The sequence below is a fragment of the Streptomyces sp. 147326 genome (assembly GCF_045000215.1).
Classification (GTDB): Bacteria; Actinomycetota; Actinomycetes; order Streptomycetales; family Streptomycetaceae; genus Streptomyces.
Genome location: NZ_CP134201.1, coordinates 5803837 through 5829156 on the forward strand (window position 1 = coordinate 5803837; position 25320 = coordinate 5829156).

Genomic DNA, 25320 nt, shown 5'->3' on the forward strand with positions numbered 1-25320 from the left:
TGCGTTCGACCCCACGAGCCTTGTCCAATCCATTGTCCGAGGAACGGACGGTGTCCTGAATGCGAACGCGTGTGACGAGTCCGTGGCGGGCGTGTTGCAGTGCCGCTGAACCTTCGTTTTGCCAGGTCAGAGCCGGTTAGCGTCCGATCTGCCATGACCCGTATTCCGGACATGGCCGACCGCAGAACGAACATCCGACTCGGGGAGATCCACCGTGCGCGCCATCCGCCACCGCCGCCGGTCCATACCGGCGCTCGCCGCCCTCGCGGCCGCCGCCGTCGCCGCACCCGTCCTGCTGACCGCCACTCCGGCGGCCGCCCACCCGCGGGAGGGCAGGCTCGCCAAGGAGCTGGTGGAGGAGGTCACCGCCCGCGGCGCCTACCGCCACCTGGCGAAGTTCCAGCAGATCGCCGACGCCAACGGCGGCAACCGGGCCGCCGGCACGCCCGGCCACGCGGCCTCCGCCGCCTACGTGCACGACACCCTGAAGAAGGCCGGGTACCAGGTCTCGTACCAGGACTTCGACATCTACGAGGCGCACACGAAGACGGAGAAGACCTTCGTCTTCGGCGGCGCCGAGGGCGCCGGGGGCCGCGAGCTGGCCACCGCCGCCTTCACCTTCACCAAGTCCACCCCGGCCGGCGGCCTGGCCGCCCCGCTCGCCCTCGCGCGGGTCGACGAGACCCCCGGCTGCACGGCGGACGACTACCGGGCCGGTGCCTTCACCGGGAAGATCGCCCTGGTCAAGCGGGGCGCCTGCACCTTCGTGGAGAAGCAGCGGGCGGCCGCCGCGGCCGGCGCCGTCGGCGTCATCGTCTACAACCACAGCGGCACCACCCCGGTGCGCGGCGGGTTCTCCTCGCCCGAGGAGGGGATCATCCCGAGCGCCGGCATCACGCTGGCCGACGGCGAGGCGCTGGCCGCGGCCGCGGCCCGGGGCGAGGTGAGCGTACGCCTGGACCTGGACCAGGAGCACGAGAAGAAGACCACCCGCAACGTGATCGCCGAGACCCGGGGCGGCCGCTCCGACCGGGTGGTGACCGTCGGCGCGCACCTGGACTCGGTCCCCGAGGGCCCCGGCATCAACGACAACGGCTCCGGCTCGGCCGGTCTGCTGGAGGTGGCCCTGAAGCTGGCCGACGAGGGAGCCGACAAGAAGGGCAAGGGGCCCGCCAACAAGGTCCGCTTCGCCTGGTGGTCGGCGGAGGAACTGGGCCTGCTGGGCTCGGAGCACTACGTCGCGCAGCTGTCCGAGAAGCAGAAGAAGGACATCGCGCTCTACCTGAACTTCGACATGATCGCCTCGCCGAACCCGGTGCAGTTCGTCTACGACGGCGACGACTCCGACAAGACGGGCGCGGGCGCCGGCCCGGCGGGCTCGGCGCAGATCGAGGCGCTGATCAACGGCTTCCTCGACAAGAAGGGCAAGCCGCACGAGGGCAGTGACTTCGACGGCCGCTCCGACTACGGCCCCTTCATCGCGAACGGCATCCCGGCCGGCGGTACCTTCACCGGCGCCGAGGGCATCAAGACCGCAGAGCAGGCCAAGCGTCACGGCGGCACCGCGGGGGCCCCGTACGACCCGAACTACCACGGGGCGGGCGACGACCTGAAGAACCTGGACCTCAAGGCCTTCGACACCAACCTGGACGTGATCGCGCACGCGGTCGGCACCTACGCCGAGTCGCTGCGCTCGCCGGGCAAGTAGGCCCGTAGCGCGCGGGTCGGGGGAGACAGGCGGGGGCGGTGCTCGTACGAGCACCGCCCCCGCTGTCGTCTCAGGTTCCTACCGGGTTACGGGAGGACCTTCTCGATCTGCACGCTGCCGGTGCCGGCGGCGGTGCCGCGGGCGTTGAGCAGCTGGACCTGGCCGAAGAACTGACGGCCCTCGGGGGCCGCGCTGTTGACCAGGACGTTCGCCGAGACGGACGCCGAGGCGCCGTTGGCGAGGTTCACCGCGGCGGCCTCGTCGACCTGGACGGAGCCCAGGGCAGCCGAGAAGTACACGTCGCGGTAGTCGTACGTGGTGGTGCCGGCCGGGATCGCGTAGCCGATGACCTTGACGCTGTAGGTGCCCGCGGCCGGGTTGACCAGGCTCACGGCCTCCTCGGAGTCGCCGTCGGCGGAGGAGCCGACCTTGACGCCGTCCTTGTAGACCTCGAGGTCGAGGTCCGCACCGGTGTCGGAGACCTTGCCGATGGCGACGTCGAGGCGGGAGACGCCCTCGCCGATCGTGACCTCGGAGGTCTGGGTCTCACCGTTCGCGATGGTCGGCTTGGCGACCTTCGCGGAGCCGAGCGGGCCGCCCTTGAGCTTGCCGCCGGAGATGGCCGCGGCGTCGTTCTTGACGGTCCACTGGACCGGCGCCGGGGTGCCCTGCTTGACCTCGGGGAGGACCTTGACCGCCGGGTCGAAGGCCGCGCCGAGGACGGAGACGTCGAGCTTGAACGGGTTGTCGAGCAGCGGCGACGTACGGCGCGACTCGACCTCGATCTCCCAGACGCCCGGCTGCGGCTCGGCGTACGAGCGCAGGTCGGGGCGGCAGGTGTTGGCCGGGTTGTCGTAGTTCGGGTAGCACTGGGTGGTCGCGCTGTCCTCGACGCCCACGCCGTACGGGTGGATCGAGATGAAGCGCGTCTGGCTGCCCGGCTGGAGACCGCCGAGGGCGACCTCCAGCGTCTTCGCGCCCTGCGGCACGGTGACGAAGTACGACTTGTGGCTGTTGCGCTGCACGGAGGAGGTGTCCGACAGCGTGTACTTCGGCGCGGTCAGCGGGCTGGCCGCGACGACCGTCGTCAGGATCTGCTTGTCGATGCCCTCGGTGGTCTCGTCGTCCAGCTGCAGGATGCCGCTGTGGACGCCGCCCGAGGTGGCCTTGGCCTCGACCTTGATGGTGACGGGCTTGTTCAGCGGCAGGGTGACGTAGTCGTAGCCGCCGATGACCTTGAAGGTGCCGTCGTTGTTGCGCCAGCTCAGGTTGTGCCGGGTGCCGTACTTCACGCCCGTGGTGCGGGTGACGACGACGTCGTAGACCTTCTTCTGGCCGACCTTGAGGCCGCCTTCGCGGTCGTAGAGGCCGGTGCCGAAGCCCGGGGTCTTCAGGAACTGGTCGATCGCGGTGTCGACCGGCGCCTTGACGGTGAACTCGTTGGCCTTCGCGTCGCGCTGGATGGATTCCCACGCGCCGGGGACGTTGATCAGGCCCGAGCCCTGGGCGTGCGCCGGGACGTCGTCGATCTTCTTCGCGGTGCTGGTGAGCGCCACGCGCAGGCTCGCCGGGGTCAGCTTGATGTTCTGCTGCTTGGCGGCCGAGATCAGCAGGGCGCTGGCGCCCGCCGCCTGCGGCGAGGACATCGAGGTGCCCTGGAGCATGCCGTAACCGGCCGGCAGGGTGTAGCCGGCCTCCTTCACGGGCGCGCCGGGCAGCCAGGTCTGGATGGTGTTGATGGCCGCGCCGGGGGCGGTGATGGTCGGCGTGAAGCCGCCGTCCTCACGCGGACCGCGCGAGGAGAAGGGGAACATGTTGTACTTCTTGGCCACGCCGGAGCCGTAGTTGGCCGCCCAGGTCTCCTTGGAGACCGCCGCGCCCACGGAGATGACCTTGTCCGCGAGACCGGGGTCGCCGATGGTGTTGACACCGGGGCCCTCGTTGCCCGCCGAGATGACGAGCTGGACACCGTAGGTGTCGATGAGGTTCTTGTAGAGCTCGGAGCGGGCGTTGTTGCCGTCGTTCAGCGCCGGCAGACCGCCGATGGACATGTTGACGATGTCCACGCCGCGGTTGACGACCAGGTCGATCATGCCCTCGGTCAGCGCGATGTTGGTGCAGCCGCCGGACCACGAGCAGGCGCGCGAGGAGACGAGCTTCGCGCCGGGCGCCTCGCCGTTCATCTTGCCGCCGAAGAGGCTGTTGGCGGCGGTGATGCCGGCGACGTGGGTGCCGTGCTCGGACTCGATGATGCCGACGTTGACGAAGTCGGCCTTCTTGCCGACCCAGTCACCGCCCAGCGGGTCCATCGGGACGTCCTTGCGGATCTCGATCACGAACGGGATGCGCTCGGCGACGTCGGTCGCCGGGTTGTCCGTGCCGAAGTAGCCGATCTGGTAGCCGTCCTTGTACGGCTTCATCGGCTCGTTGTTCGTGAAGTCGCCGTCCTGGTCGGTGTCGACGCGGACGGTGCCGGCGGCGACGTCGTAGAGCAGGCCGAACCGGTCGGTGGTGTCCCCGTCCCGGTTGACGTCGCCCTTCATGTCGCCGGTGGCGGTGATCGACTCGCTGAACCGGCTCCACTGGAAGTTGCCCTCGGGGGCCTTCCAGCTCTGGCCGCCCGCGGTGAAGGTGCCGCCGGCGGAGGTGACCGGGGTGATCTGGGCGCGCCAGGTGGCGTCGCCGTCGGTGATCGGGTCGGTGGCCGTCACCCAGTCGACGATCTTGCGCTCGCCGGTGGTGGTCTTCTGCAGGGCCGGGTGACCGAGGTCGACACCCGAGTCCATGATGCCGATGGTCACGCCACGGCCGTCGGCCTGCGGGTTGTTCTTGACGAAATCGACCGCGCCCGTCTCGAAGGACGGGTTGTACGGGTTCTTCGCCGGGGTGTTCTTGTCCGGCGCCGGGTACGTCTCGGCGGCGGTCTTCTTGACCGCGCCCGACTCGCCCTTGGCGTCGGGACGGGGGTCCGGCAGCTGGATCTCGTGCCGCAGGTCGATTCCGTGCACCGAGGACAGCTTGGCGGCCGCCTTCAGCGCGGCCTCCGCCTTGCCGGTGGGCAGGGTGGCGCGCACGTAACCGAGGTTGTCGTACGTCCGGCCCACCGAGGCGCCCTGTACGGCGTCGAGCTGTTCGGCCACCTGCTTGGTCTGGCCGGGGGCGGTCGCGACCATGACGGTGACGTTCGCGTCACCCTTGGCCTTGGCCTCCTGGAGCAGCTCGGCGTCGGCCGAACCGAGCTTCTGGTCGGCCGACTTGACGGCCGGCGTGGTGCCCGGGTTGTCCGCGCCGGTCGCCGCGAACACGGGTCCGGCGCCGGTGGCCGCGAGGGCGGCGACCAGACCGGCCGCGGCCGCGACGCGGGCGACGCGTCTGGCCCCGGGTATGGAGCTGGGGGATTCGAGGGTCATCAGCATCCCTGGTAAGTGAAAGATACGGTCCGGATTTCGGTGCCGGGTGACCGGTCAGCTTTCCTCACGCGACAGCTCTTTGGGGAGAGTTGTCATTGACCGAGACCTGTCATGGCGGACTCTCGCCAGTGCGGAGTATGCGCCAGCGCGGCCGTACCGGGGCACAGTGGTGCGAACCTCAGGGGCTGGAGAGTCGATTTATCGACTTGGCGGCCATGCGCCGGTGCCGGAGCGCGGTCGCGCCCCGGTCCGGGTGTGACAGATTTCGCCCGCTCAGCGCTCGCGCGTGCGCGCGTAGTGGCGCGAGGCCTTCGCCCGGTTTCCGCAGGCGGCCATCGAGCACCAGCGCCGGGTGCCGTTGCGCGAGACGTCGTGGAAGTGCAGGACGCAGGTCCCGGACGCGCACTTGCGGATCCGCTCGGGCGCGGAGCCCAGCAGTTCCAGGTAGTCCCGGGCCGCCGTCCAGGCCGGACCCCAGGTCGGGTCGTCGAACTCGGCGCGCTCGCCCGGGCCCTCGGCGGTCAGGGTGGCACGGATCCGGCCGTGTTCCAGCACGGCGTCGACCAGCGTACGGGCGCTCTCGTCGGCCGGGTCCGCGACCGCGCGGGCCAGCGCCTCGCGCGCGGTCAGCAGGTGGACGAGGGTCGCGGCGTCGGCGCGGAAGCGGCCGGCCAGGCCGGTGCTCTCCAGCCAGACCGCGAGCCCCTGCACGCGGGTCAGCCCGGCCGCCCCGGCGAAGAGGTCCTGCAGCTCGCCGTCGATCATCCAGCGGGTGTTGAGCAGGTCGAGCGCGACCGGCTCCCCGGTCAGGGGTCGTGGGTCCGCCGCCGTCATGTCCGTCTCGTCTCCTGGGCGGTTCGCTAACCCCTCAAGAGTACGTGAACGGTTGACGCCTCCCCGCCTAACCTTTAATCTCTATTTAGAAGGTTAGGAATCCTTGCATGCCGCTTTCGGGGAAGGACCCGTCATGACGACCGCCATCAGCAGGCTCCGCACCGGGCACGTGGGCCTCAACGTCACCGATCTCGACCGTTCGCTCGCCTTCTACCGGGACGCCCTCGACTTCCAGGTGCTGGGCGAGGGCAAGGAGCGGGACCGCCGCTTCGCCTTCCTGGGCCAGGACGGGGAGCTCGTCCTCACCCTGTGGCAGCAGGCCGACGGGGCGTACGCCCCGGCCGCGGCCGGACTGCACCACCTGGCGCTCTCCGCCGGCGCGATCGAGGAGGTGCGGGAGTACGAGGCGCGGCTGCGCGACCTGGGCGTCGAGTTCGCCTACGACGGCGTCGTCGCCCACCGCGAAGGAGCGGCGTCCGGTGGCATCTTCTTCCACGACCCCGACGGGACCCGCCTGGAGATCTCCGTACCGGCCGGCGCCGAGCACGCACCCGCCCCCGTGGAATCCGCACCGACCTGCGGCTTCTTCTGATGTCCGGGGTGCGGGCGTACCACTGGGGCGCACTGGCCGTGCAGGAGCGGGTCGGTGTGCGCGAGCTCGCCGAGCACGTCGGCCGCTCGATCGGCGCGGGGGTCCGGGACGTCGCCGCGGCCTTCCTCGGGCTCCAGCCGCACCTCGTCGTCGGCGCGGCCGACGCCTCGGGGCGCATGTGGGCCTCCCTGCTCACCGGTCCGCCGGGCTTCGTACGGGCCACCGGGCCGGACCGGATCACGGTCGCCGGCGGACTGCCGGCGGGCGATCCGCTCGCCGGCGCGCTGGCCACGGACGGGACCCGGGTCGGCACCATCGCGCTCGACCCGCGCACCCGGCGCCGGATGAGGCTGAACGGGACCCTGGAGACGACCGGTCGCGGATTCGCGGTCCGGGCCGAGCAGGTCTTCGCCAACTGCCCCAAGTACCTGCAGAAACGGCAGCCCCTGGAGCTCGCCGCGCAGGGAGCAGGCGTCCTGTGGCGCGGGCCCGCCCTCACCCCCGGTCAGGAACGGGCCGTCCGCGCCGCCGACACCTTCTTCGTCGCCACCACCGCGGAGGCGGACGGAGTCGACGCCAGTCACAGGGGCGGGCTGCCCGGCTTCGTCGAGGTGCTCTCGCCCACCGAGCTGGCCTGGCCGGACTACGCGGGCAACGCCATGTTCCTGACCCTGGGGAACCTGACGGCCGACCCGCGGGCGGGGCTGCTCTTCCCGGACTGGGAGAGCGGGGCGGTCCTCCAGCTGAGCGGCCGGGCCGGGACGGAGTTCGGGGCCGACGGGAGCCGCCGCACCCGCTTCCGGGTGGAGTCGGTGGTGGAGAGCCTGCATCCGGGGCGGCTGCTCTGGAGCACCCCGGAGTACTCGCCTCACCTGGGGAGCACCACCAGATAGGCGGCGGGCTCGCGGTCGCCGGACGCCGTCAGGGCGGTCCGGACGACCGCGGCCTGCTGCTCGGGCCAGTCGCGCAGCTTGCGCGGGGTGATGTGGATGACGGTCACCCCGAGCCGCTCCAGCGTCTCCCGCTTGCGGACGGACTCCGACCACTCCTCGTCCTCGCCCTGGCGCGGGGCGCGCGTGTCGATCTCCAGGGCAACGGACTGCTCGGGCCAGAACGCGTCCACCCCGCCGAGGTGCGGGCCGCCGGGCAGCCGCAGGTCCACGTTCCACACGGGCTCGGGCAGCTCGTAGCCCCGTACGAGGTGGTACAGCCGGTCCTCGGCGATGGCGCGCCCCTCGGCGAGGAGCGACTCGACCGCGTCGACCACGTGCGGCCGGTTCAGCAGCCGGCCCACCGTCAGCTCCCGTACGACGGAGGCCGGTTCGCAGTGCCCGGCGCGGACGGCCTCGCTGAGCAGGCGGCGTACGGTGCCGGCGTCGGAGAGCTGGGCGACGGCGTCGGCGACGGCCCGTGCGACGGGCGCCACCGGCAGGCCGGTCACCTCCTGGGAGCGGGGCGGGGTGTGCGCGCGCACGATCCGCACGTCCCCGGTGGACCGCAGCCGCCGGGTCCCGGGCACCAGCACGTCGATGTGCGAGAGGGCGAGCAGCGCGGGCGCGGAGGCGAACCGGTACAGGGCGAGCGCCGCCAGCCCGGTGATCATGGCCTCGCCCGCCCCGCGCCGCCCCGCGTACAGCAGCGCCGCGTGCAGCCGCTCCTCGCTGGTCGCGGGACCGGAGTGGAGCAGGAACACCCCCGGCAGGATCTGCTGCCAGGGCCGCTCGGCGGCGTCGGAGGCGGTGACGCCGTGCTCGCGCAGCTGGGCGAGGGTCAGCACGCGGGGGCGGCTGCCGGTGAGGTGGGCGAGGGGGAGGGGTGCGTTGTGGTTCATGACGCGGTGATTCCCTCAGGCCATGGCCTTGCTAACCCCTGTTACACGCTCGTCGACAAATCCGGACAAGCTGGGGCTAAAGTACGGGCGTTCGACTGCCGATGGCTCCGCCGGTCGGGGGATCCGGCGCGGGGCGGCTAAGGGGGCCCGGGCGCGGCGCCGTTGCGGTGGCTCCGCCCCCGAACCCCCGTGCCTCAAACGCCGGCGGGGCTGAAATACAGCCTCGCCGGCGTTTGAGGCGCGGGGTCTGGGGCGGAGCCCCAGCAGCGGCGCCGCAGGCTAGTTGCCTGCCGTCGCGTCGCACCGCTGCGCGGCAAGGGCCCGGGCCAGGTCGTCACGGGATTCCAGCACCAGACGGCGCAGGGCCGGCGGAGCCGAAGCATGGGCCGACAGCCACGCGTCAGTGGCGTCCAGCGTGGCCGCGTCGCTCTGCAGCGACGGGTACAGGCCCTTCACCACGTCCATCGCGATCTGGATCGACCGGTCCGCCCACACCCGCTCGATCACCTCGAAGTAGCGCCCCGCGTAAGCCGCCAGCAGGCCCCGCTGCGAAGACTGCTGCATGCCCGCGATCGTCGCCTCCACCAGCGCGTTGGACAGCGCGTCCGATTCGACGACCGCCGCCCATGCCTGGTCCTTCACGGCCTCCGACGGCCGCGCCGCCAGGCACCGCACCTGGTGCCGCTTGCCCGACGCCGTGTCGTCCCGCGCCAGTTCGGTGGCGAGCACGGCCTCGTCCACCGCCCCGTGCGCGGCCAGCGGCAGCAGGAAGTCCCAGCGCAGCTCCTGGTCCACCTCCAGGCCGTCGATCCGGGCCGAGCCGTCCAGCAGGCCGAGCAGCAGCTGGAAGTCCCCCTCGGTCGTCGCGCCCGCCGCGAAGAACCGGGCCCAGGTCAGCTGGTGCTCCGACCCCGGCTCGGCGAACCGCAGTTCCTGCAGAGCGCACGCCGCCAGCACCCGGCCGCCCTGCTCCCGCCAGTCCGGCGCCGCGTAGTGGGTGACCGCCGCCAAGGCCTGCGAGTGCAGCATCTGCAGGACGCCGACGTCCGTCTCCCGGCCCGCGTGGGCCAGTACGAGCGAGACGAAGTCCCGCGCCGGCATCAGCGCGTCACGCGTCAGGTTCCACAGCGCCGACCAGCACAGCGCGCGGGCCAGCGGGTCCGCCACCGAGCCCAGGTGCGTGCGCAGCGTGGCCAGCGACACCGCGTCGAAGCGGATCTTGCAGTAGGTGAGGTCCTCGTCGTTGACGAGCACGAGGGCGGGCTTCTCCTGCCCGGCCAGCTCGGCGACGACCGTCCGCGCCCCCGCGACGTCCGCCTCGGCGCGGGCGTACCGCACCAGCGAGCCGTCCGCGTCCAGCCGGTACAGGCCGACCGCGACCCGGTGCGGGCGCCCCGCCGACGGAGTCGGCCGATCGGGCACCGCGTCGCCGTCCTGGACCACGGCGAGTTCGGTCACGCGGCCGCCCGCGTCGCAGGTCACCACCGGGGTCAGCGCGTTCACCCCGGCCGTCTGCAGCCAGGCCCGCGACCACTCGGCCATGTCCCGCCCGGAGACCTCCGCGAGGACCGACAGCAGGTCGTCCAGGGTGGTGTTCCCGTACGCGTTGGCCTTGAAGTAGCGCCGCGCGCCCTCCAGGAACGCGTCCCGGCCCACGTACGCCACGAGCTGCTTGAGCACCGCCGCGCCCTTGGCGTAGGTGATGCCGTCGAAGTTCAGCTTCGCGTCCTCCAGGTCACGGATGTCGGCCGTGATCGGGTGCGTGGAGGGCAGCTGGTCGGCGCGGTAGGCCCACGCCTTGCGGTTGTTGGCGAAGGTCACCCACGCCTGGTCGAAGCGGGTGGCCTCGACGAGCCCGAAGGAGCCCATGAAGTCCGCGAAGGACTCCTTCAGCCACAGGTCGTCCCACCACTTCATGGTGACGAGGTCGCCGAACCACATGTGCGCCATCTCGTGCAGGATGACGTTCGCGCGCCGCTCGTACGAGGCCTGCGTGACCTTGCCGCGGAAGATGTACTCCTCCCGGAAGGTCACCATCCCCGGGTTCTCCATCGCGCCCAGGTTGTACTCCGGCACGAAGGCCTGGTCGTACTTCCCGAAGGGGTACGGGTAGTCGAAGATCTCGTGGAAGAGGTCGAAGCCCTGCTTGGTGACCAGGAAGACGTCGTCCGCGTCGAAGTGCTTCGCCAGGCCCTTGCGGCACATCGCGCCCAGCGGGATGGTCAGGTCCCCGCGCGTGTAGGTGTCCGTGACGTAGTGGTAGGGGCCGGCCACCACGCACGTGATGTACGTGGAGATCGGCCGGGTCTCGGCGAACCGCCAGACCCCGGCCTCGCGCGACTCCTCCGCGCCGTTGCTCCACACCTGCCAGCCCTCGGGGGCGGCCACCTCGAAGCGGTACGGCGCCTTCAGGTCCGGCTGCTCGAAGTTCGCGTACACCCGCCGCGCGTCCGCCGGCTCGTACTGGGTGTAGAGGTAGACCTCGCCGTCCTCCGGGTCCACGAAGCGGTGGAGGCCCTCGCCGGTCCGGCTGTACGCGCAGTTCGCGTCGACCACCAGGACGTTCTCGGCGTCCAGCCCGTCCAGGGCGATCCGCGCCCCGTCGAAGACGGTGGCCACGTCCAGCGCCCGGCCGTTGAGGGTCACGGCGTTCACCGAGGGGGCGATCAGGTCCGCGAAGGTGGAGCTGCCGGTGGCCGCGGCCCGGAAGCGGATCGTCGTCACCGAACGGAAGGTCCGGGGGCCCTCGGCCGGTTCGGCCTCGTCCACCGCGGACGTGATGTCGAGGACCACCTCGTACCCGTCGACGGACAGAAGTTCGGCCCGCTCGCGGGCCTCGTCGCGGGACAGATTCTCACCGGGCACGTGCACTCCTTCGTGCGTGATCGCGTTCTTGGGTCGAATCCTCGCACGAGGGGAATGCGTGCGACGGCGTACTGGTTGGCCACGGAGAACATGCGCCAGTGATGCCCTTTTCCGCTGAGACGAGACCGAGGAGAGACATGACCGAGACCCAGGTGCGCGAGAAGACCCCGGTCGACTTCTGGTTCGACCCGCTCTGCCCTTGGGCCTGGATGACGTCCCGCTGGATGGTCGAGGTCGAGAAGGTCCGCGACGTCGAGGTCCGCTGGCACGTGATGAGCCTCGCGGTCCTCAACGAGAACAAGCTCGACGAGCTGCCCGAGACCTACCGCGAGCTGCTCGGCCCCAAGGGCTGGGCTCCGGTGCGCGTGGTGATAGCCGCCCAGCAGAAGCACGGTGAGGAGATCACCGGCAAGCTCTACACCGCACTCGGCACCCGCATCCACAACGACGAGAAGGGCCCGACCCGCGAGGTGATCGCCGAGGCGCTGGCCGAGGTCGGCCTGCCGGCCGAACTGCTCGCGTACGCCGACTCGGACGAGTACGACGAGGTGCTGCGGGCCTCCCACAACGACGGCATCGACCGCGTGGGCCAGGAGGTCGGCACCCCGGTGATCTCGGTTCCGGGCGCCGAGGGCGACGTCGCCTTCTTCGGCCCGGTCGTCACCCCGACCCCGCGCGGCGACGCCGCGGCCCGGCTGTGGGACGGCACCCTGCTCGTCGCCTCCACGCCCGGCTTCTACGAGATCAAGCGGACCCGTACGAAGGGCCCGTCCTTCGAGTAGTCCGCCGGCCCGTACCTTCGGACACGGAAGACCCCCGCGAGTCACGTCCTCGCGGGGGTCTTCTGCTGGACACGCCCGCCGGTGAAGGTTGAGAAGACGATCACGAGGCGGACGGGCTCGTACTGCGATCAGCCCTTGGCGGGGATCAGCAGCGGGGTGTTCGCCTTGGCGTCGGCGTAGCGCTTGGACACGTCCTGCCAGTTGACGACGTTCCACATCGCCTCGATGAAGTCCACCTTCTGGTTCTTGTACTGCAGGTAGAAGGCGTGCTCCCAGGCGTCGAAGACCAGGATCGGGGTGCTGGCCACGCCCACGTTGCCCTGGTGGTCGTAGACCTGCTCGACGACCAGACGGCCGCTGACGGGCTCGTACGCGAGCACGCCCCAGCCGGAGCCCTGGGTGGCGGAGGAGGCGAAGGTCAGCTGCTTCTTGAACTTCGCGAAGGAGCCGAAGGACTCGGTGATCGCGTCGGCCAGATCGCCCAGGCCGTCGGCGGCGGTGGGCTCGCCGCCGCCCTCGCCGGTCTTCGGGCTGGCCATGTTGTGCCAGTAGATGCTGTGCAGGATGTGGCCGGAGAGGTGGAACGCGAGGTTCTTCTCGAGGCCGTTGAGGGCGCCCCAGTTCTCCTTGTCGCGCGCCTCTGCCAGCTGCTCCAGCGTGTTGTTGGCGCCCGTGACGTAGGCCGCGTGGTGCTTGTCGTGGTGCAGCTCGATGATCTGCGGGTTGATCACCGGCTCCAGCGCCGCGTAGTCGTACGGAAGCTCAGGAAGCGTGTAGATGGCCATGCGTGTTATCCGGTCCCCTCAGCGTGCCAACTGCTTATTGCAATCAATGCGCAACTGCACGCTAGCAGTATCTATTCCACCTCACATGTAAGGGTCACCTCTGTAAAACGCAGGCGGGCCCCGTGCGCATGCACGGGGCCCGCCTGCGGTGGAGCGTGGGTCAGCGCGTGGCTGCGGCGCGGCGCTGCATGACGTATCCGGTCACCGCGAGGGCGGCGGTGAGCCCGCCGGTGAAGACCACCTGGACCCGGGTGTCCTCGCCCAGTGCCATCAGCACCAGGATCCCGGCCACCCCGGCCAGCGCCACCCAGGTGAGGTAGGGGAAGCCCCACATCTTCACGACGAGCTTCTCGGGGGCCTCCCGCTCCAGCCGCCGGCGCAGCACGAACTGCGAGACGGCGATGAAGCCCCAGACGACGAGGATGACCCCGCCGACCATGTTGAGCAGCCAGGCGAACAGGGTGTCCGGGTACCAGTACGACAGCAGCACGGTGACGAAGCCGAAGCCGCAGGAGGCGAGCACCGCCCGGCGCGGCACCCCGCCCGAGACCTTCCCCAGCGCCTTGGGGCCCTGGCCGCGGGAGACGAGGGAGTAGGCCATGCGCGAGGAGCCGTAGATGTTGGCGTTCATCGCGGACATCAGGGCGATCAGGATGACCACGTTCATGATCTCGCCGGCGGCCGGGATGCCCAGGTGGTCCAGGGTGGCGGCGTACGGGCCGTCCGCCGTGACCGCCGGGTCGTTCCACGGCAGCAGGGTGACGATGACCAGCATGGAGCCGACGTAGACGATCGCGATCCGCCACATGGTGGTCCGCACGGCCTTGGCCACGCCCGCGACGGGGTTCTCGGACTCGGCGGCCGCGATGGTCACCGTCTCCAGCCCGCCGTACGCGACGACCGAGGCCAGCAGTCCGACCAGCAGGCCGTCCACGCCGTGGGGCAGCAGGCCGCCGTCGTGGAGCAGGTTGGCGGCGCCGGGGGAGGAGGTGCCGGGCAGCAGGCCGAGGACGGCCAGGACGCCCAGGCCCAGGAAGAGGGCGATCGCGCCGATCTTGAGGGCGGCGAACCAGAACTCGAACTCGCCGAAGTTCGAGACGGCGGCCAGGTTGGAGCCGCAGAACACCGCCATGAAGACCAGCACCCACATCCAGGAGGGAGTGCCCGGGAACCAGCCCGTCATGATGTGCGCCGCGCCGATGCCCTCGATGGCCACGCCCACGCAGAGCAGCGTCCAGAACATCCAGCCGGCGGTGAATCCCGCCCAGGGGCCGACCGCCCGCTCCGCGTGGACCGAGAAGGAACCGGAGGCGGGGTTGGCGGCGGACATCTCGCCGAGCATCCGCATCACGAACATCACGAGCAGCCCGGACGCGGCGTACGCGAGCACGATCGAGGGGCCGGCGGCGGCGATGCCGGCTCCGGAGCCGACGAAGAGCCCGGCGCCGATGACCCCGCCGAGGGCGATCATCGAGAGGTGGCGCTGCTTGAGCCCGTTGCCGAGCGGGGAGCCGGCGTCGGTCTGCGGCGGTTCGGTGGGTGTCAGGGTGCTCTGGCTCATTGGGGGTGTGCCTGTCCGGTGTGCGGGGGGACGTGATGAGGTGCCCCAGTCTCACCTCTGTCCGATCTTCGGATGGTCGACGTCCGATATACGGACAGCCGGATGACCGGCCGTGATCATCCCCGTACGCTGCCGACAGGATGAGGGTGACGCGACGACAGGGGGACCGGTGGACGGACGAATGGACCACGGCATACGGGAACTGGCCGCCACGGGCCGGGGGGTGCTCGTCACCGGAGCCTCCCGGGGCATCGGGCGGGCCATCGCCACGGCCTTCGCCGAGCGGGGCGACCGGGTGGCGGTGCACTGCACGGTCCGGCAGGCGGACGCCGAGCGCACCCTCGCGGACCTGCCGGGCGAGGGCCACGTCCTCGTCAGCGGCGACCTCGCCGACCCGGCCCGCGTGGAAGCCCTCGCGGCCGAGACCGAGGAGGCGCTCGCCGGCATCGACGTCCTCGTGAACAACGCCGCCGTGATGCTCGCGCACCCGCTGGCCACCACCTCGTACGCCGACTGGCAGGAGGCCTGGCGGCAGACGGCAGCCGTGAACCTCTTCGCCCCGGCCAACCTCACCCACTGCGTCGCCCGCCGCATGATCGCCGGCCGGCGGGAGGGCCGCGTCGTCAACATCGGCTCGCGCGGGGCGTTCCGCGGCGAGCCCGACCACCCCGCCTACGGCGCCACCAAGGCGGCCCTGCACGCACTCGGCCAGTCCCTCGCCGTCTCCCTGGCCCCGCACGGCATCGCCGTGGCCTCCGTGGCGCCCGGCTTCGTGGCCACCGAGCGGGTCGCCGGGCGGCTCGAGGGGGAGGAGGGCGAGCGGATCCGGGCGCAGAGCCCGTTCGGCCGGGTCGGCACCCCGCAGGAGGTCGCCGCCGCCGTGCTGCACCTGGCCTCGCCCGCCGCGCGCTGGAGCTCGGGCACCGTGCTCGACGTCAACGGAGCCTCGTACCTGCGCACCTGACGCGCGAAGGCCCCCCGCGCCGGGTGCGCGGGGGGCCTTCGCACGGGTTTCCGGCCCTGGGCCGGGGGCCGGTCAGGGCTTCGGGGTGCGCCGCTCCCGTACGAAGGCCACCACGAGGACGAGGGCCGCCGCACCCGTGGACCACAGCAGCTGCGGCCGGGCCGAGTCGTCGAACAGCATCAGCACCAGCACCGCCGCCATCCCGATCAGCGCCGCCCAGGTCGCGTACGGGAACAGCCACATCGGCAGCGTCAGCCGCTCCGGCATGTCCCGCTCGATGATCCGGCGCAGCTTCAGCTGGGAGACCGCGATCAGCGCCCACACGAACAGCAGCACCGCGCCGACCGCGTTGAGCATGTAGAGGAAGATCGTGTCCGGCCACAGCAGGTTCAGCACCACCGACACGAAGCCGAAGGCCACCGACGCGAACACCGCGCGCCGCGGCACGCCGCCGCCCGAGACCTTCAGCAGCGACTTCGGCGCCTCGCCGCGCTCGGCCAGCGAGAACACCATGCGCGAGGACCCGTACAAGTTCGCGTTCAGCGCCGACAGCAGAGCCACGAACACCACGATGTTCATGATCTGACCGGCCGCCGGGATGCCGATCGAGTCGAGGACCGCGACGTAGGGGCTCTCGCCCGGCTTCAGCGAGTCCCACGGCAGCAGGGTCACGATGACCACCATCGAGCCGACGTAGAAGAAGAGGATGCGCCACACCGCGCTGCGCACCGCCCGGGACACCGACCGCGCGGGGTCGTCCGACTCGGCGGCCGCGATGGTGACGACCTCCAGGCCGCCGAAGGCGAAGATGACGGCCAGCATGCCGGCGACCACTCCGCCGAAGCCCTCGGGGAAGAAGCCGCCGTGGCCGGTGAGGTTGGCCGTGCCGACCGGGTCCGTGTCCGGGAGGACGCCGAAGATCGCGAGGGTGGCGAGGATCAGGAAGAGCACGATCGCGCCGACCTTGAGGGCGGCGAACCAGAACTCGAACTCGCCGAAGTTCTTCACCGCGGCCAGGTTGCTCACGGTGAAGACCACCATGAACAGCAGCACCCAGACCCACTGGTCGATCGAGGGCACCCAGCCGTTCGCGATCTTCGCCGCGCCGGTGGCCTCCACGGCCAGCACCACGACCAGCAGGAACCAGTACAGCCAGCCCGCCGAGAAACCGGCCCAGCGGCCGAGCGCCTTCTCCGCGTAGACGGAGAAGGAGCCGGAGGCGGGCATCGCGGCCGACATCTCGCCGAGCGCCCGCATCACCAGCATCGCGAGGACACCCGCGAGCAGGTAGGAGCAGATGATCGCGGGGCCGGCGATGCCGATGCCGGCTCCGGAGCCGACGAAGAGCCCGGCGCCGATCACGCCGCCCAGGCCCAGCATGGTCAGGTGGCGCTGCTTGAGGCTGTGGCTCAGTGGTTCCGCGGGCAGGTCGCCCGTCGTGGGAGGTGCTTCTTGCAGGGGCTCACGCATGAGGGTGCTCGTACTCTCGTTCGGCCCAGCGGTGGTGTGGGCTCCGCAACAGGATTGGCGGGACCCTACAGTCTCACTGAGCGGCGGCCGTCCGCGCAAAACGGACGTGTCGTCTCCTGTTCCTCGTGACGAGGATCACGTCGACTCGGGTGGGGGAGCCGGCTTTGTGACATCCCCACCAAAGCGGGGAGCGGGGCTTTGTCCCGGGCGACGGTGAGGGCGCGGTGGACCGCGGACTAACGTCGGTGATCGTCCTGCCACTCCCGTCCCCCCAGCCACCGCTGGGGCCACCCTCACGCGGAGCCCCCTCATGAGCACTGCTTCCGTCTCCCTCCGGTCCGGCGCCGTCCTCGCCGACCTGCTGCCCGCGAGCCGCGTCCGCGACATCGCATTCGTCGCCGGCGGCGCCGCGCTCACCGGGCTGGCCGCCCAGATCTCCGTTCACGTCGACGGCCTGGCCGCGCCGATCACCGGTCAGACCTTCGCCGCGCTGCTCGTCGGCACCGCCCTCGGCGCCGGCCGCGGCTTCCTCTCGCTCGCCCTCTACACCCTGGTCGGCATGGCCGGCGTGCCGTGGTTCGCGGACGGCGGCTCCGGTGCGGGCGGCGCGACCTTCGGGTACGTCCTCGGCATGCTGCTGGCCTCCACCCTCGTCGGCGCCCTCGCCCGGCGCGGCGCCGACCGCTCGGTCCTGCGCATGGCCGGCGCGATGGTGCTGGGCTCGGCCGTGATCTACGCGGTGGGCGTGCCGTACCTGATGGCCGCCACCGGGATGTCCCTCGGCGTCGCCGTCGCGAAGGGCCTGGTTCCGTTCCTGATCGGCGACGCCCTCAAGGCCGCGCTGGCCATGGGAGTCCTGCCGGCCGTCTGGAAGCTGGTCGGCCGCCGCGGCTGACCGGCAGTCCCCGGCTGAGCAGTCCCCGGGCTGAGCAGTCCCCGGCTGAGCAGTCTCCACAACGCGCCGGAGCCCGGCCCGCCATCACTGGCGGGCCGGGCTCCGGCGTACGTACGGGTGCAAGGGGTCAGCCCTGCAGCGCCCGCTTGCGGCGGAAGTCCAGCACCACACCGACCAGCACGACCACGCCGGCCACCAGGGTGGACAGGGTGACGACCTCGCGGTTGGCGTCGTCCACGAACATGTAGCCGATCACGAACATGATCAGTGCGGCGGTGGCCCAGGTCAGCCACGGGAAGAGCCACATCTTCACGGTCAGCTTCTCCGGGGCCTCGCGGACGAGGATCCCGCGCATCTTCAGCTGGGTGAAGCAGATCACCAGCCAGACGAAGAGCGCGATGGCACCCGAGGAGTTCAGCAGGAAGTTGAAGACCGTGTCCTTGAAGGCGTAGTTGAAGTAGACGGCGACGAAGCCGAAGACCGTGGAGCCCAGGATCGCGGCCACCGGCACGCCACGGGAGTTGACCTTGGCGAACGCCTTGGGGGCGTCGCCGCGCTCACCGAGCGAGAAGGCCATGCGGGAGGCGGTGTAGAGGCCCGAGTTCAGGCAGGACAGCACGGCGGTCAGGACGATGACCTCCATGATCGTGCCGGCGTGCGCGATGCCGATCGAGTCCAGGGCGGCGACGTACGAGCCCTTCTCGGTGATCGACTTGTCGTTCCACGGGAGCAGGGTCAGCACGATGAAGATCGAGCCCAGGTAGAAGACGCCGATCCGCCAGATGACGGAGTTGGTGGCCCGGGTGACCGCCTTGCGGGGGTTCTCCGACTCGCCGGCCGCCAGGGTGACGATCTCGCTGCCCATGAAGGAGAAGACGACCATCAGCACGCCGGTGAGGACCGCGCCGTAGCCGTTGGGGAAGAAGCCGCCCGCGTCGGTCAGGTGCGCGAAGCCCGCGCCCGGGTTGTCCGAGCCCGGCAGCAGGCCGAAGACGGCCAGCATGCCGACGATCACGAACGCGCCGATGGCGACGACCTTGATGCCCGCGAACCAGAACTCGAACTCGCCGTAGGAGGCGACCGAGCCGAGGTTGGTGGCGGTCAGCACCGCCATCACGATCAGCGCCCAGCCCCACTGCGGGACGGCCGGGATCCAGCTCTCCAGGATGGCGGCACCGGCGGTGGCCTCCACGGCGAGCACGACGACCCAGAAGAACCAGTAGAGCCAGCCGATGGAGAAGCCGGCCCAGCGGCCGAGCGCCCGGTCGGCGTAGGCGGAGAAGGAGCCCGAGTTCGGGCTGGCGGCGGCCATCTCGCCCAGCATCCGCATCACGAAGACGACCATCGCGCCGACCAGCGCGTAGGAGATCAGGATGGCGGGACCGGCCTTGGCGATACCGCCACCGGAGCCGACGAAGAGGCCGGCGCCGATGACGCCGCCGATGGCGATCATGGACAGGTGGCGGTTCTTGAGACCGGCCTTCAGACCATCGGAGGGCTGGCCCTCACCGGAGTTGCCGGTGGGGTTGCCTTCTTTCTGGAGGGTCGTCGTGGAGCTCATGGACGGATCCTTAGGTTCTCGGGTTGCGAGCCCCGGCATTCAAACCTGAGATGAACGCAGGACGGAAGACCTCAATCCGGATCGTTGCGTTTGGACGAACGTCCCGGACCAAGGTCCTGCCGTGTCCCATCTGCGCTCTTTGGGTTTACTTGAGCTTTAGAAGTGACTTACGCGACACCCCCTGCGGGCCGCCGGGCGCCTTCGTGCCACACTCGTCCCATGCGCGTGTACCTCGGATCCGACCATGCCGGCTTTGAGCTCAAGAACCACCTGGTGGACTGGCTCAAGAACAACGGCCACGAGCCCGTCGACTGTGGGCCCCACATCTACGACGCGGTGGACGACTACCCGCCGTTCTGCCTCCGCGCGGCGGAGAAGACCGCCGCGGACGCCGGCAGCCTCGGCATCGTGATCGGCGGCTCCGGCAACGGCGAGCAGATCGCCGCCAACAAGGTCAAGGGCATCCGCGCCATCCTCGCGTGGAGCGTCCAGACCGCCGAGCTGGGCCGCGAGCACAACAACGCCAACGTCATCTCCGTCGGCGGCCGCATGCACACCCAGGACGAGGTCGTCAGCTTCATCGACGCCTTCCTGAAGACCCCGTACTCCGACGAGGAGCGGCACACCCGCCGCATCGACATGCTCTCCGCCTACGAGACGACCGGCGAGCTCCCTCCGATCCCGGCCCACCACCCGCAGGGCTGATCCCGCTTCCGGCCGTGCCGCTCCCTGCGGGGGGTGGCACGGCCGTTTTCATTCTTCTCAGGAGTTCGCCGTGCCCGAGGGGCATACGATCCACCGCCTCGCGCAGGACCACCTGCAGCGGTTCGCCGGGTGGGAGGTCGCCGTCAGCAGCCCCCAGGGGCGTTTCGCAGAGAGCGCGGCCCTGCTCGACGGCCGGATCCTGGACGGCGTCGACGCCCACGGCAAGCACCTCTTCCTGGGGTTCGAGGAGAGCGGCTGGATCCACATCCACCTCGGACTCTTCGGCAAGTACGCGCTCGGCCCCGCACCCGCCCCGCCGGCCACCGACACGGTCCGGCTGCGGCTGGCCAACGACGCGTACTTCTCGGACCTGCGCGGCCCGACCACCTGCGCGTGGATCACCGACGAGGAGAAGCGGGCGATAAGCGAGCGGCTCGGCCCGGACCCCCTGCGGCGCGGCGACGACCCCGGCCGGGCCTGGGCCCGGATCTCCCGGTCCCGCACCACCGTCGCCGCCCTGCTGATGGACCAGAAGATCGTCGCGGGCATCGGCAACGTCTACCGCGCCGAGGTCCTCTTCCGCCACGGCATCGACCCGTACCGCGCGGGCAAGGACCTCACCCGCGCCGAATGGGACGCCATGTGGGCGGACCTGGCCGCCCTGATGCGCGAGGGCGTGCGCAACAACCGCATCGACACCGTCCGCGACGAGCACCTGCCCGAGGCGATGGGCCGGCCGCCGCGGGTGGACGACCACGGCGGCGAGGTGTACGTCTACCGCAGGGCGAACCTGCCCTGCCACATCTGCGGGGGCGAGATCCGTACCGCCGATCTCGCCGCCCGCAACCTCTTCTGGTGCCCGGCCTGCCAGCAGCGCTAGGCGGGCCCCGGCACCGGAACCGGCACTAGAAGCCGTGCGGGAGCCACGGGGCCACGTCACCGGCGAAGGCGCGCGAGGCCTCCGTCAGGGCGCCCGGGCGCAGTTCGCGCACGAAGCCGGCCGCGGCGAGCGAGGTGAGCGTCAACCCGCCCAGGTACGCCGACCCGAGCTCCCGGACCGACAGCTCCAGGTCCGCCGGCTCCTCGGTCCGCGTGCAGCGGGCGGCGCCCTTGCCGTCGGCGACCAGCCGCCACCGCCCCGCGTTCCACGGGCAGAAGAGGTCCTCGACCCCAGGACCACGTCCATCGGAGCCCCGTACGTCCGCGCCTCCAGCGCCGCCGCCAGGTCCACCAGCCGTACGTGCAGCGAGTCCCGGACCCGCGGCTGCGACCTCCGTACGTCCGTGACCAGGTGCAGCACCGGATCGTCCACCGGCCGCCGGGACGCCCGTACGCTCCAGGTCAGGTCGATCGAGAAGAGGAAGCGCCACAGCGCCGCGGTCGCCGCCGGGTCCAGCGCGTCGAGGTCGCTCACCTCGACCTTGCCGTCCGAGCCGGACCGGTCCCAGTCCGCCCTCACCCGGTAGCGGGCGTACCCGGCCACCTCACCGTCCGCCCGCTCGGCGATCACGCACTTCAGCGGGGACGAACCGGAGCGCTGCCCGGCCGGGTCCAGCAGCGGCTGCCCCTCCCAGCCCGGCTGCCGGGCCGGCATGCCCGGCCGCCGCGGGACCAGCGCCGCGTACACCCGCTCGCAGTCGGCCAGCGCCTCCCGCGGGTCGACGAGGCGCAGCCGCACCTCGTCCGTCCCCGGCGGCACGGAGAGCCGTACCCGGGTCTTGTCCATGTCCACTTCCAGCGCGTACGTCGCCGTGCCGTAGCCGAACCGCCCGTAGATCGCCGGATCCGAGGCCGTCAGCACGGCGAGCGGTTCGCCACCCGCCCGGACGTCGTCCAGTTGCCGGCGCATCAGGGAGCTGAGCACCCCGCGCCGGCGGTGGGTGGGGGAGACGCCCACCATCGTGACGCCGGCCGCGGGGACGGCCGCCCCGCCCGGCACGGAGAGGCGGAAGCTGAAGGCGGCGGCCGAGCCGACGCACGCGGCGCCGTCCCAGACGCCGAGGGAGCGTTCCGCTTCCGTCAGCGACTTGTAGAGTTTTCGCTCCTCGGGGGATTCGGGCACACCGCCGAACGCCAGTTCCAGGTGGTCGTACCAGACATCCCACTCATCAGCCTGTAATACGCGCATCTCAAGAGCCATGCGGTCATCCCTATCAGGGCATTCCGCCCCGGTCGAAGTGTTTTCGGGCGCCCGGGGGCCCCAGGTCCGGGGGTACCCCTGCGCATCCACAGCCAGGATGGATAAGGTCCCGAAGCAATGGCCGGAGCACGCGTGGAGACCCTCATGGCCCGGATGCGCATGCTGTCGCACCGGGGCCGCACCGCCCTGCGCAAATCCGCGGTCGACTACTTCCGCGGCGACGCCTCCGACTGGCTCGCCTTCGCCGGGCTGCTCCTGACCGTCCCCGCCATCGCCTGCGGCACGATGATGCTGCCGGTCTGGTTCTCGCCCTCGGCCCTCGTCCTGCCGATCGTGGCCGGCGGGCTGCTGCTGCGCCCCGCCAGCCTGCTCGGCCTGTACGCCGCCTCCGCGGCCGCACTCATCGTCGAGGCCCTCGTGCTCGGTCCGTATACCCAGGGCCCGGCGCGCGTCACCCCCGGAACCGTCCTCGTCGTCGCCGCCTGCGGGTTCTTCGGACTGGTCATCGCCCAGTTCCGCAGCCGCGTCGGCGTGCCCTGGCGGCGCGGCGGCACCATGCTCTTCGACCTGCGCGAGCGGATCCGCGTCCAGAGCAAACTGCCCGGCCTGCCGCGCGGCTGGCACCGCGAGATGGCCCTGCGCCCGGCCGGCGGCCAGTCCTTCTCCGGCGACTTCGTCGTCGCGGCCCGCACCAACGGCGGCCGCACCCTGGAGATCGTCCTGACCGACGTCTCCGGCAAGGGCATGGAGGCGGGCTCCCGGGCCCTGCTGCTGTCCGGGGCCTTCGGCGGACTGCTCGGCGCCCTGCCCCCGCACGGATTCCTGCCCGCCGCCAACGGCTACCTGCTCCGCCAGGACTGGGACGAGGGCTTCGCCACCTCCATCCACCTCGTCCTGGACCTGGAGACCGGCGACTACGAACTCCTCTCGGCCGGCCACCTCCCCGCCCTCCAGCTCTCCGCGGGCACCGGCCGCTGGCAGGAGAAGTCCGGCGAGGGCCCGCTGCTCGGCGTCTACGACGGCGCCGAATTCATCCCCGCCCGCGGAAACCTCCGTGCCGGCGACGTCCTGATGCTCTTCACCGACGGCCTCGTCGAGACCTCCGACCGCGAGATCAGCGAGGGCATCGACCGCCTCACGGGCGAGGCCGACCGCTACGTCGCCTCCGGCTGGGAAGGCGCCGCCTGGCACCTCATCGAAAAGGTCGCCAAGGACGTCAACGACGACCGCGCCCTCCTGCTCATCCGCCGCTCCGCCTGACCGGGGTGGGGCTGGCCCCCCGCCGCAGCCGCCTCGGCTTCGTCTTCCAGGCCTTCAACTTCCAGGCCTTCAACCTGCTGCCGTCGCTGACCGTCGAGCAGAACGTGCTCCTCCCGATGCGGCTCGCCGGCGGCCGGTCCGCGCACCAGGGGCGGGCCCGCGCCGCCGACCTGCTCGCCCGCGTCGGCCTGGAGGGCAGGGGCGGCCGGTCCCCGCCGAACTGTCCGGCGGCCAGCAGCAGCGCGTGGCCCTCGCCCGGGCGCTGGTCACCGGGCCCGACGTGGTCTTCGCCGACGAACCCACCGGCGCCCTCGACACCACCACGGCCGCCGAGGTGCTCGGACTCCTCAGGGACGCCGTCGACTCCATGGGCGCCACCGTCGTCACGGTCACCCACGACCCGGCCGCCGCCGCCCACGCCGACCAGGTGCTCTTCCTCGCCGACGGCCTGATCGCGGACCGGATCCCGCGCAGCCCCGCCACGACCGTCGCCGCCCGGATGACCACACTCACCGCCCGCCGCACCCCCGCTCCCGCGGCAGCCTGACCCTCCTAGTCGAAGCGAATGTGCCGTACCCCGACCAGCGCGCGCCGGATCCGGCCCCGCAGCGGGCCGTCGGTGTCCGGGGCCAGGTCCAGCCCCGAGGAGGCGGCCACCCGGTCGGCGACCTCGGACACGGTCAGCCGGTCGGTGGCCAGGTGCTGCGCGAACTCGGGCGCGCGCAGTGCCTCCAGACACCCGTCCAGCCGGGACACCGCGAAGCTCTCCCGCTTCAGCCCGCGGCCCAGCCCGCGCTCGCGCAGCCGCCGCAGCACCGTCTCCCGCTGCGCCAGCAGCGCGAAATGCCGTACGTCGTGCCCGTGTTCGCGCAGCCGCCCCACGGTCTGCGCGAAACAGGACGGCTCGGTGACCGTCATCGGCACCAGCACCACGCCCGGATGCCGCCGCGCCGCGAGGTCCAGCACCTCGAACACCCCCTGGCGCCAGGCCGTCAGGTCCTGGAAATCGCCGCGCAGCCCGGGCGGCAGCATCCGGTGCAGCCCGAAACCGACGTGCTCGGGGTCGCACACGACGCTGCCCGGCAGCCGCCGGTGCATCTCGTACGCCGTCTGCGTCTTGCCGCCGCCGAAGGGCCCGTTGAGCCAGACGATCACCGGTCCGCCACCGCCGTCCACGGGCCGATCCCCAGCTTCCCGGTGTTCCCGAGGTCGAACGGCCGGGCCAGCCGCAGCCACAGCCGGGGCGCTCCGGGGCGGGGTGCGATCTCCAGGACCGGCACCGTCGTGGCCGTCACCGCCGCGTCGGTGACGAGGTTACGCCACACCACCCACCACGACGCGGCCTGTCCCGGCGCCAGCGTCACCGGCTGCGGGGCCGCCTCGATGTTCGGCACGCCCGTGGTGATTCCCGCCGCGCCGTGCTCCACCGTGACCTCCAGCGGATCGTTGCGCCCGTCCCGCAGCGACACCTCCGGGTACCCCTCCAGCACGTAAGGCTCCGTACCGCAGTTGACCAGCTGGAATCCCTCCACCCGCAGCCCCATGGCCGCGTCCCCGCCCGTCTCGACGAGCCGGACCCCGCCCTCGGGGCACTTCTCGTCCGGCCTCGCCTCCGGGGCGGGCGAGTTCCGGTTCGGCCGCGCCTCCGTGCCCTGCTGCGTGGACTTCACCTGCGGCCCGAAGGTCGGCCCCGGCGCGGCCCGCGGCGCCGGCGGAGTACTGCACCCCGCCACCCCCGCCAGCAGCCCCGAGACGACCACGCCCCCGACAACGCCACCCATCCACCGCTTCGCGATCACCCGCCGAGCCTACGACGGCGCGTGCCGCCCCCGGTGGCCGGAGCGGCCCAACCCACCAGGACCGGCCCACCCGCTCCGCCTGCTCCGCCCGGCCCGCCTGCTCCGCCCGGCCCGCCCGCGCTGCCCGGCCTGCCCGCGCTGCCCGGCCCGCCTGCGCT

At 71.5% G+C, this 25320-nt stretch carries 19 protein-coding genes and 2 pseudogenes; 10 read left to right on the forward strand and 11 right to left on the reverse strand.

Annotated features, from left to right (window positions below):
• The first annotated feature begins 214 nt into the window (after nt 1-214).
• The gene (locus RIU97_RS26545) at nt 215-1708 is read left to right on the forward strand and encodes a M28 family metallopeptidase (protein WP_404960106.1); all 1494 of its coding nucleotides are present in this window, start codon (nt 215-217) and stop codon (nt 1706-1708) included.
• Nucleotides 1709-1794: 86 nt separating this feature from the next.
• Here RIU97_RS26545 and RIU97_RS26550 read toward each other — a convergent pair whose 3' ends face one another.
• Both RIU97_RS26550 and RIU97_RS26555 read right to left on the reverse strand, forming a co-directional pair.
• The gene (locus RIU97_RS26550; RefSeq protein WP_404960107.1) at nt 1795-5118 is read right to left on the reverse strand and encodes a S8 family serine peptidase; all 3324 of its coding nucleotides are present in this window, start codon (nt 5116-5118) and stop codon (nt 1795-1797) included.
• Nucleotides 5119-5391: 273 nt separating this feature from the next.
• The gene (locus RIU97_RS26555; protein WP_404960108.1) at nt 5392-5952 is read right to left on the reverse strand and encodes a CGNR zinc finger domain-containing protein; all 561 of its coding nucleotides are present in this window, start codon (nt 5950-5952) and stop codon (nt 5392-5394) included.
• 133 nt (nt 5953-6085) lie between these two features.
• Between RIU97_RS26555 and RIU97_RS26560 the strand changes: the two genes are divergently transcribed.
• Together RIU97_RS26560 and RIU97_RS26565 are read left to right on the forward strand one after the other, a co-directional pair.
• Nucleotides 6086-6544, forward strand: coding sequence for a VOC family protein (locus tag RIU97_RS26560; RefSeq protein WP_404960109.1), 459 nt, complete (start codon nt 6086-6088; stop codon nt 6542-6544).
• Nucleotides 6544-7437 (forward strand): pyridoxamine 5'-phosphate oxidase family protein, encoded by an 894-nt coding sequence (locus tag RIU97_RS26565; RefSeq protein ID WP_404960110.1) that lies wholly within the window; start codon nt 6544-6546, stop codon nt 7435-7437. Before RIU97_RS26560 ends, RIU97_RS26565 begins: the two co-directional genes overlap by 1 nt.
• Here RIU97_RS26565 and RIU97_RS26570 read toward each other — a convergent pair.
• Nucleotides 7413-8375 carry a hypothetical protein gene (locus RIU97_RS26570; RefSeq protein ID WP_404960111.1) on the reverse strand — a complete coding sequence of 321 codons (963 nt, stop codon included), beginning with the start codon at nt 8373-8375 and terminating at the stop codon, nt 7413-7415. The genes RIU97_RS26565 and RIU97_RS26570 overlap by 25 nt on opposite strands.
• Nucleotides 8376-8654: 279 nt before the next feature.
• The gene (gene pepN / locus RIU97_RS26575) at nt 8655-11240 is read right to left on the reverse strand and encodes an aminopeptidase N (protein WP_404960112.1); all 2586 of its coding nucleotides are present in this window, start codon (nt 11238-11240) and stop codon (nt 8655-8657) included.
• Nucleotides 11241-11377: 137 nt separating this feature from the next.
• Between pepN and RIU97_RS26580 the strand changes: the two genes are divergently transcribed.
• Nucleotides 11378-12022: a DsbA family protein gene (locus RIU97_RS26580; protein ID WP_388832810.1), complete on the forward strand. Its 645-nt coding sequence runs from the start codon at nt 11378-11380 to the stop codon at nt 12020-12022.
• A 128-nt stretch (nt 12023-12150) separates the two neighbouring features.
• Here the strand turns inward: RIU97_RS26580 and RIU97_RS26585 are convergent, their stop codons facing one another.
• Both RIU97_RS26585 and RIU97_RS26590 read right to left on the reverse strand, forming a co-directional pair.
• Nucleotides 12151-12807: a superoxide dismutase gene (locus RIU97_RS26585; protein WP_030016698.1), complete on the reverse strand. Its 657-nt coding sequence runs from the start codon at nt 12805-12807 to the stop codon at nt 12151-12153.
• Between the two features lie 160 nt (nt 12808-12967).
• Nucleotides 12968-14368, reverse strand: a complete 1401-nt coding sequence (locus RIU97_RS26590) for an amino acid permease (protein ID WP_404960113.1) — start codon at nt 14366-14368, stop codon at nt 12968-12970.
• Between the two features lie 181 nt (nt 14369-14549).
• Between RIU97_RS26590 and RIU97_RS26595 the strand changes: the two genes are divergently transcribed.
• Nucleotides 14550-15332 (forward strand): SDR family NAD(P)-dependent oxidoreductase, encoded by a 783-nt coding sequence (locus tag RIU97_RS26595; protein ID WP_404962947.1) that lies wholly within the window; start codon nt 14550-14552, stop codon nt 15330-15332.
• A 72-nt stretch (nt 15333-15404) separates the two neighbouring features.
• On the opposite strand, the gene RIU97_RS26600 is transcribed toward RIU97_RS26595, so the two are convergent.
• Entirely contained in the window at nt 15405-16802 is a 1398-nt protein-coding gene (locus RIU97_RS26600) for an amino acid permease (RefSeq protein WP_404960114.1), read from the reverse strand.
• 310 nt (nt 16803-17112) lie between these two features.
• On the opposite strand from RIU97_RS26600, the gene RIU97_RS26605 reads away from it, so the two are divergent.
• Complete coding sequence (locus tag RIU97_RS26605) at nt 17113-17697, forward strand: biotin transporter BioY (RefSeq protein ID WP_404960115.1); 585 nt, start codon at nt 17113-17115, stop codon at nt 17695-17697.
• A 127-nt stretch (nt 17698-17824) separates the two neighbouring features.
• Here the strand turns inward: RIU97_RS26605 and RIU97_RS26610 are convergent, their stop codons facing one another.
• Complete coding sequence (locus RIU97_RS26610) at nt 17825-19258, reverse strand: amino acid permease (RefSeq protein ID WP_404960116.1); 1434 nt, start codon at nt 19256-19258, stop codon at nt 17825-17827.
• A gap of 219 nt (nt 19259-19477) precedes the next feature.
• On the opposite strand from RIU97_RS26610, the gene RIU97_RS26615 reads away from it, so the two are divergent.
• The gene (locus RIU97_RS26615; RefSeq protein ID WP_250739491.1) at nt 19478-19963 is read left to right on the forward strand and encodes a ribose-5-phosphate isomerase; all 486 of its coding nucleotides are present in this window, start codon (nt 19478-19480) and stop codon (nt 19961-19963) included.
• Nucleotides 19964-20033: 70 nt separating this feature from the next.
• On the forward strand, nt 20034-20843 hold the full coding sequence (locus RIU97_RS26620) for an Fpg/Nei family DNA glycosylase (protein ID WP_404960117.1): 810 nt from the start codon (nt 20034-20036) through the stop codon (nt 20841-20843).
• A 25-nt stretch (nt 20844-20868) separates the two neighbouring features.
• On the opposite strand, the pseudogene RIU97_RS26625 reads toward RIU97_RS26620, so the two are convergent.
• Nucleotides 20869-22103 (reverse strand): annotated as a pseudogene (locus RIU97_RS26625) (GNAT family N-acetyltransferase).
• A 117-nt stretch (nt 22104-22220) separates the two neighbouring features.
• Here RIU97_RS26625 and RIU97_RS26630 point away from each other — a divergent pair.
• Nucleotides 22221-23363, forward strand: coding sequence for a PP2C family protein-serine/threonine phosphatase (locus tag RIU97_RS26630; RefSeq protein WP_404960118.1), 1143 nt, complete (start codon nt 22221-22223; stop codon nt 23361-23363).
• A 20-nt stretch (nt 23364-23383) separates the two neighbouring features.
• A pseudogene (locus RIU97_RS26635) lies at nt 23384-23910 on the forward strand (ABC transporter ATP-binding protein); the annotation flags it as partial.
• 5 nt (nt 23911-23915) lie between these two features.
• Here RIU97_RS26635 and RIU97_RS26640 read toward each other — a convergent pair.
• A complete protein-coding gene (locus RIU97_RS26640; protein ID WP_404962948.1) occupies nt 23916-24518 on the reverse strand; it encodes an AAA family ATPase in 603 nt (200 codons plus the stop codon).
• Entirely contained in the window at nt 24515-25162 is a 648-nt protein-coding gene (locus RIU97_RS26645; protein WP_404960119.1) for a DUF4232 domain-containing protein, read from the reverse strand. Before RIU97_RS26645 ends, RIU97_RS26640 begins: the two co-directional genes overlap by 4 nt.
• Between the last annotated feature and the right edge of the window lie 158 nt (nt 25163-25320).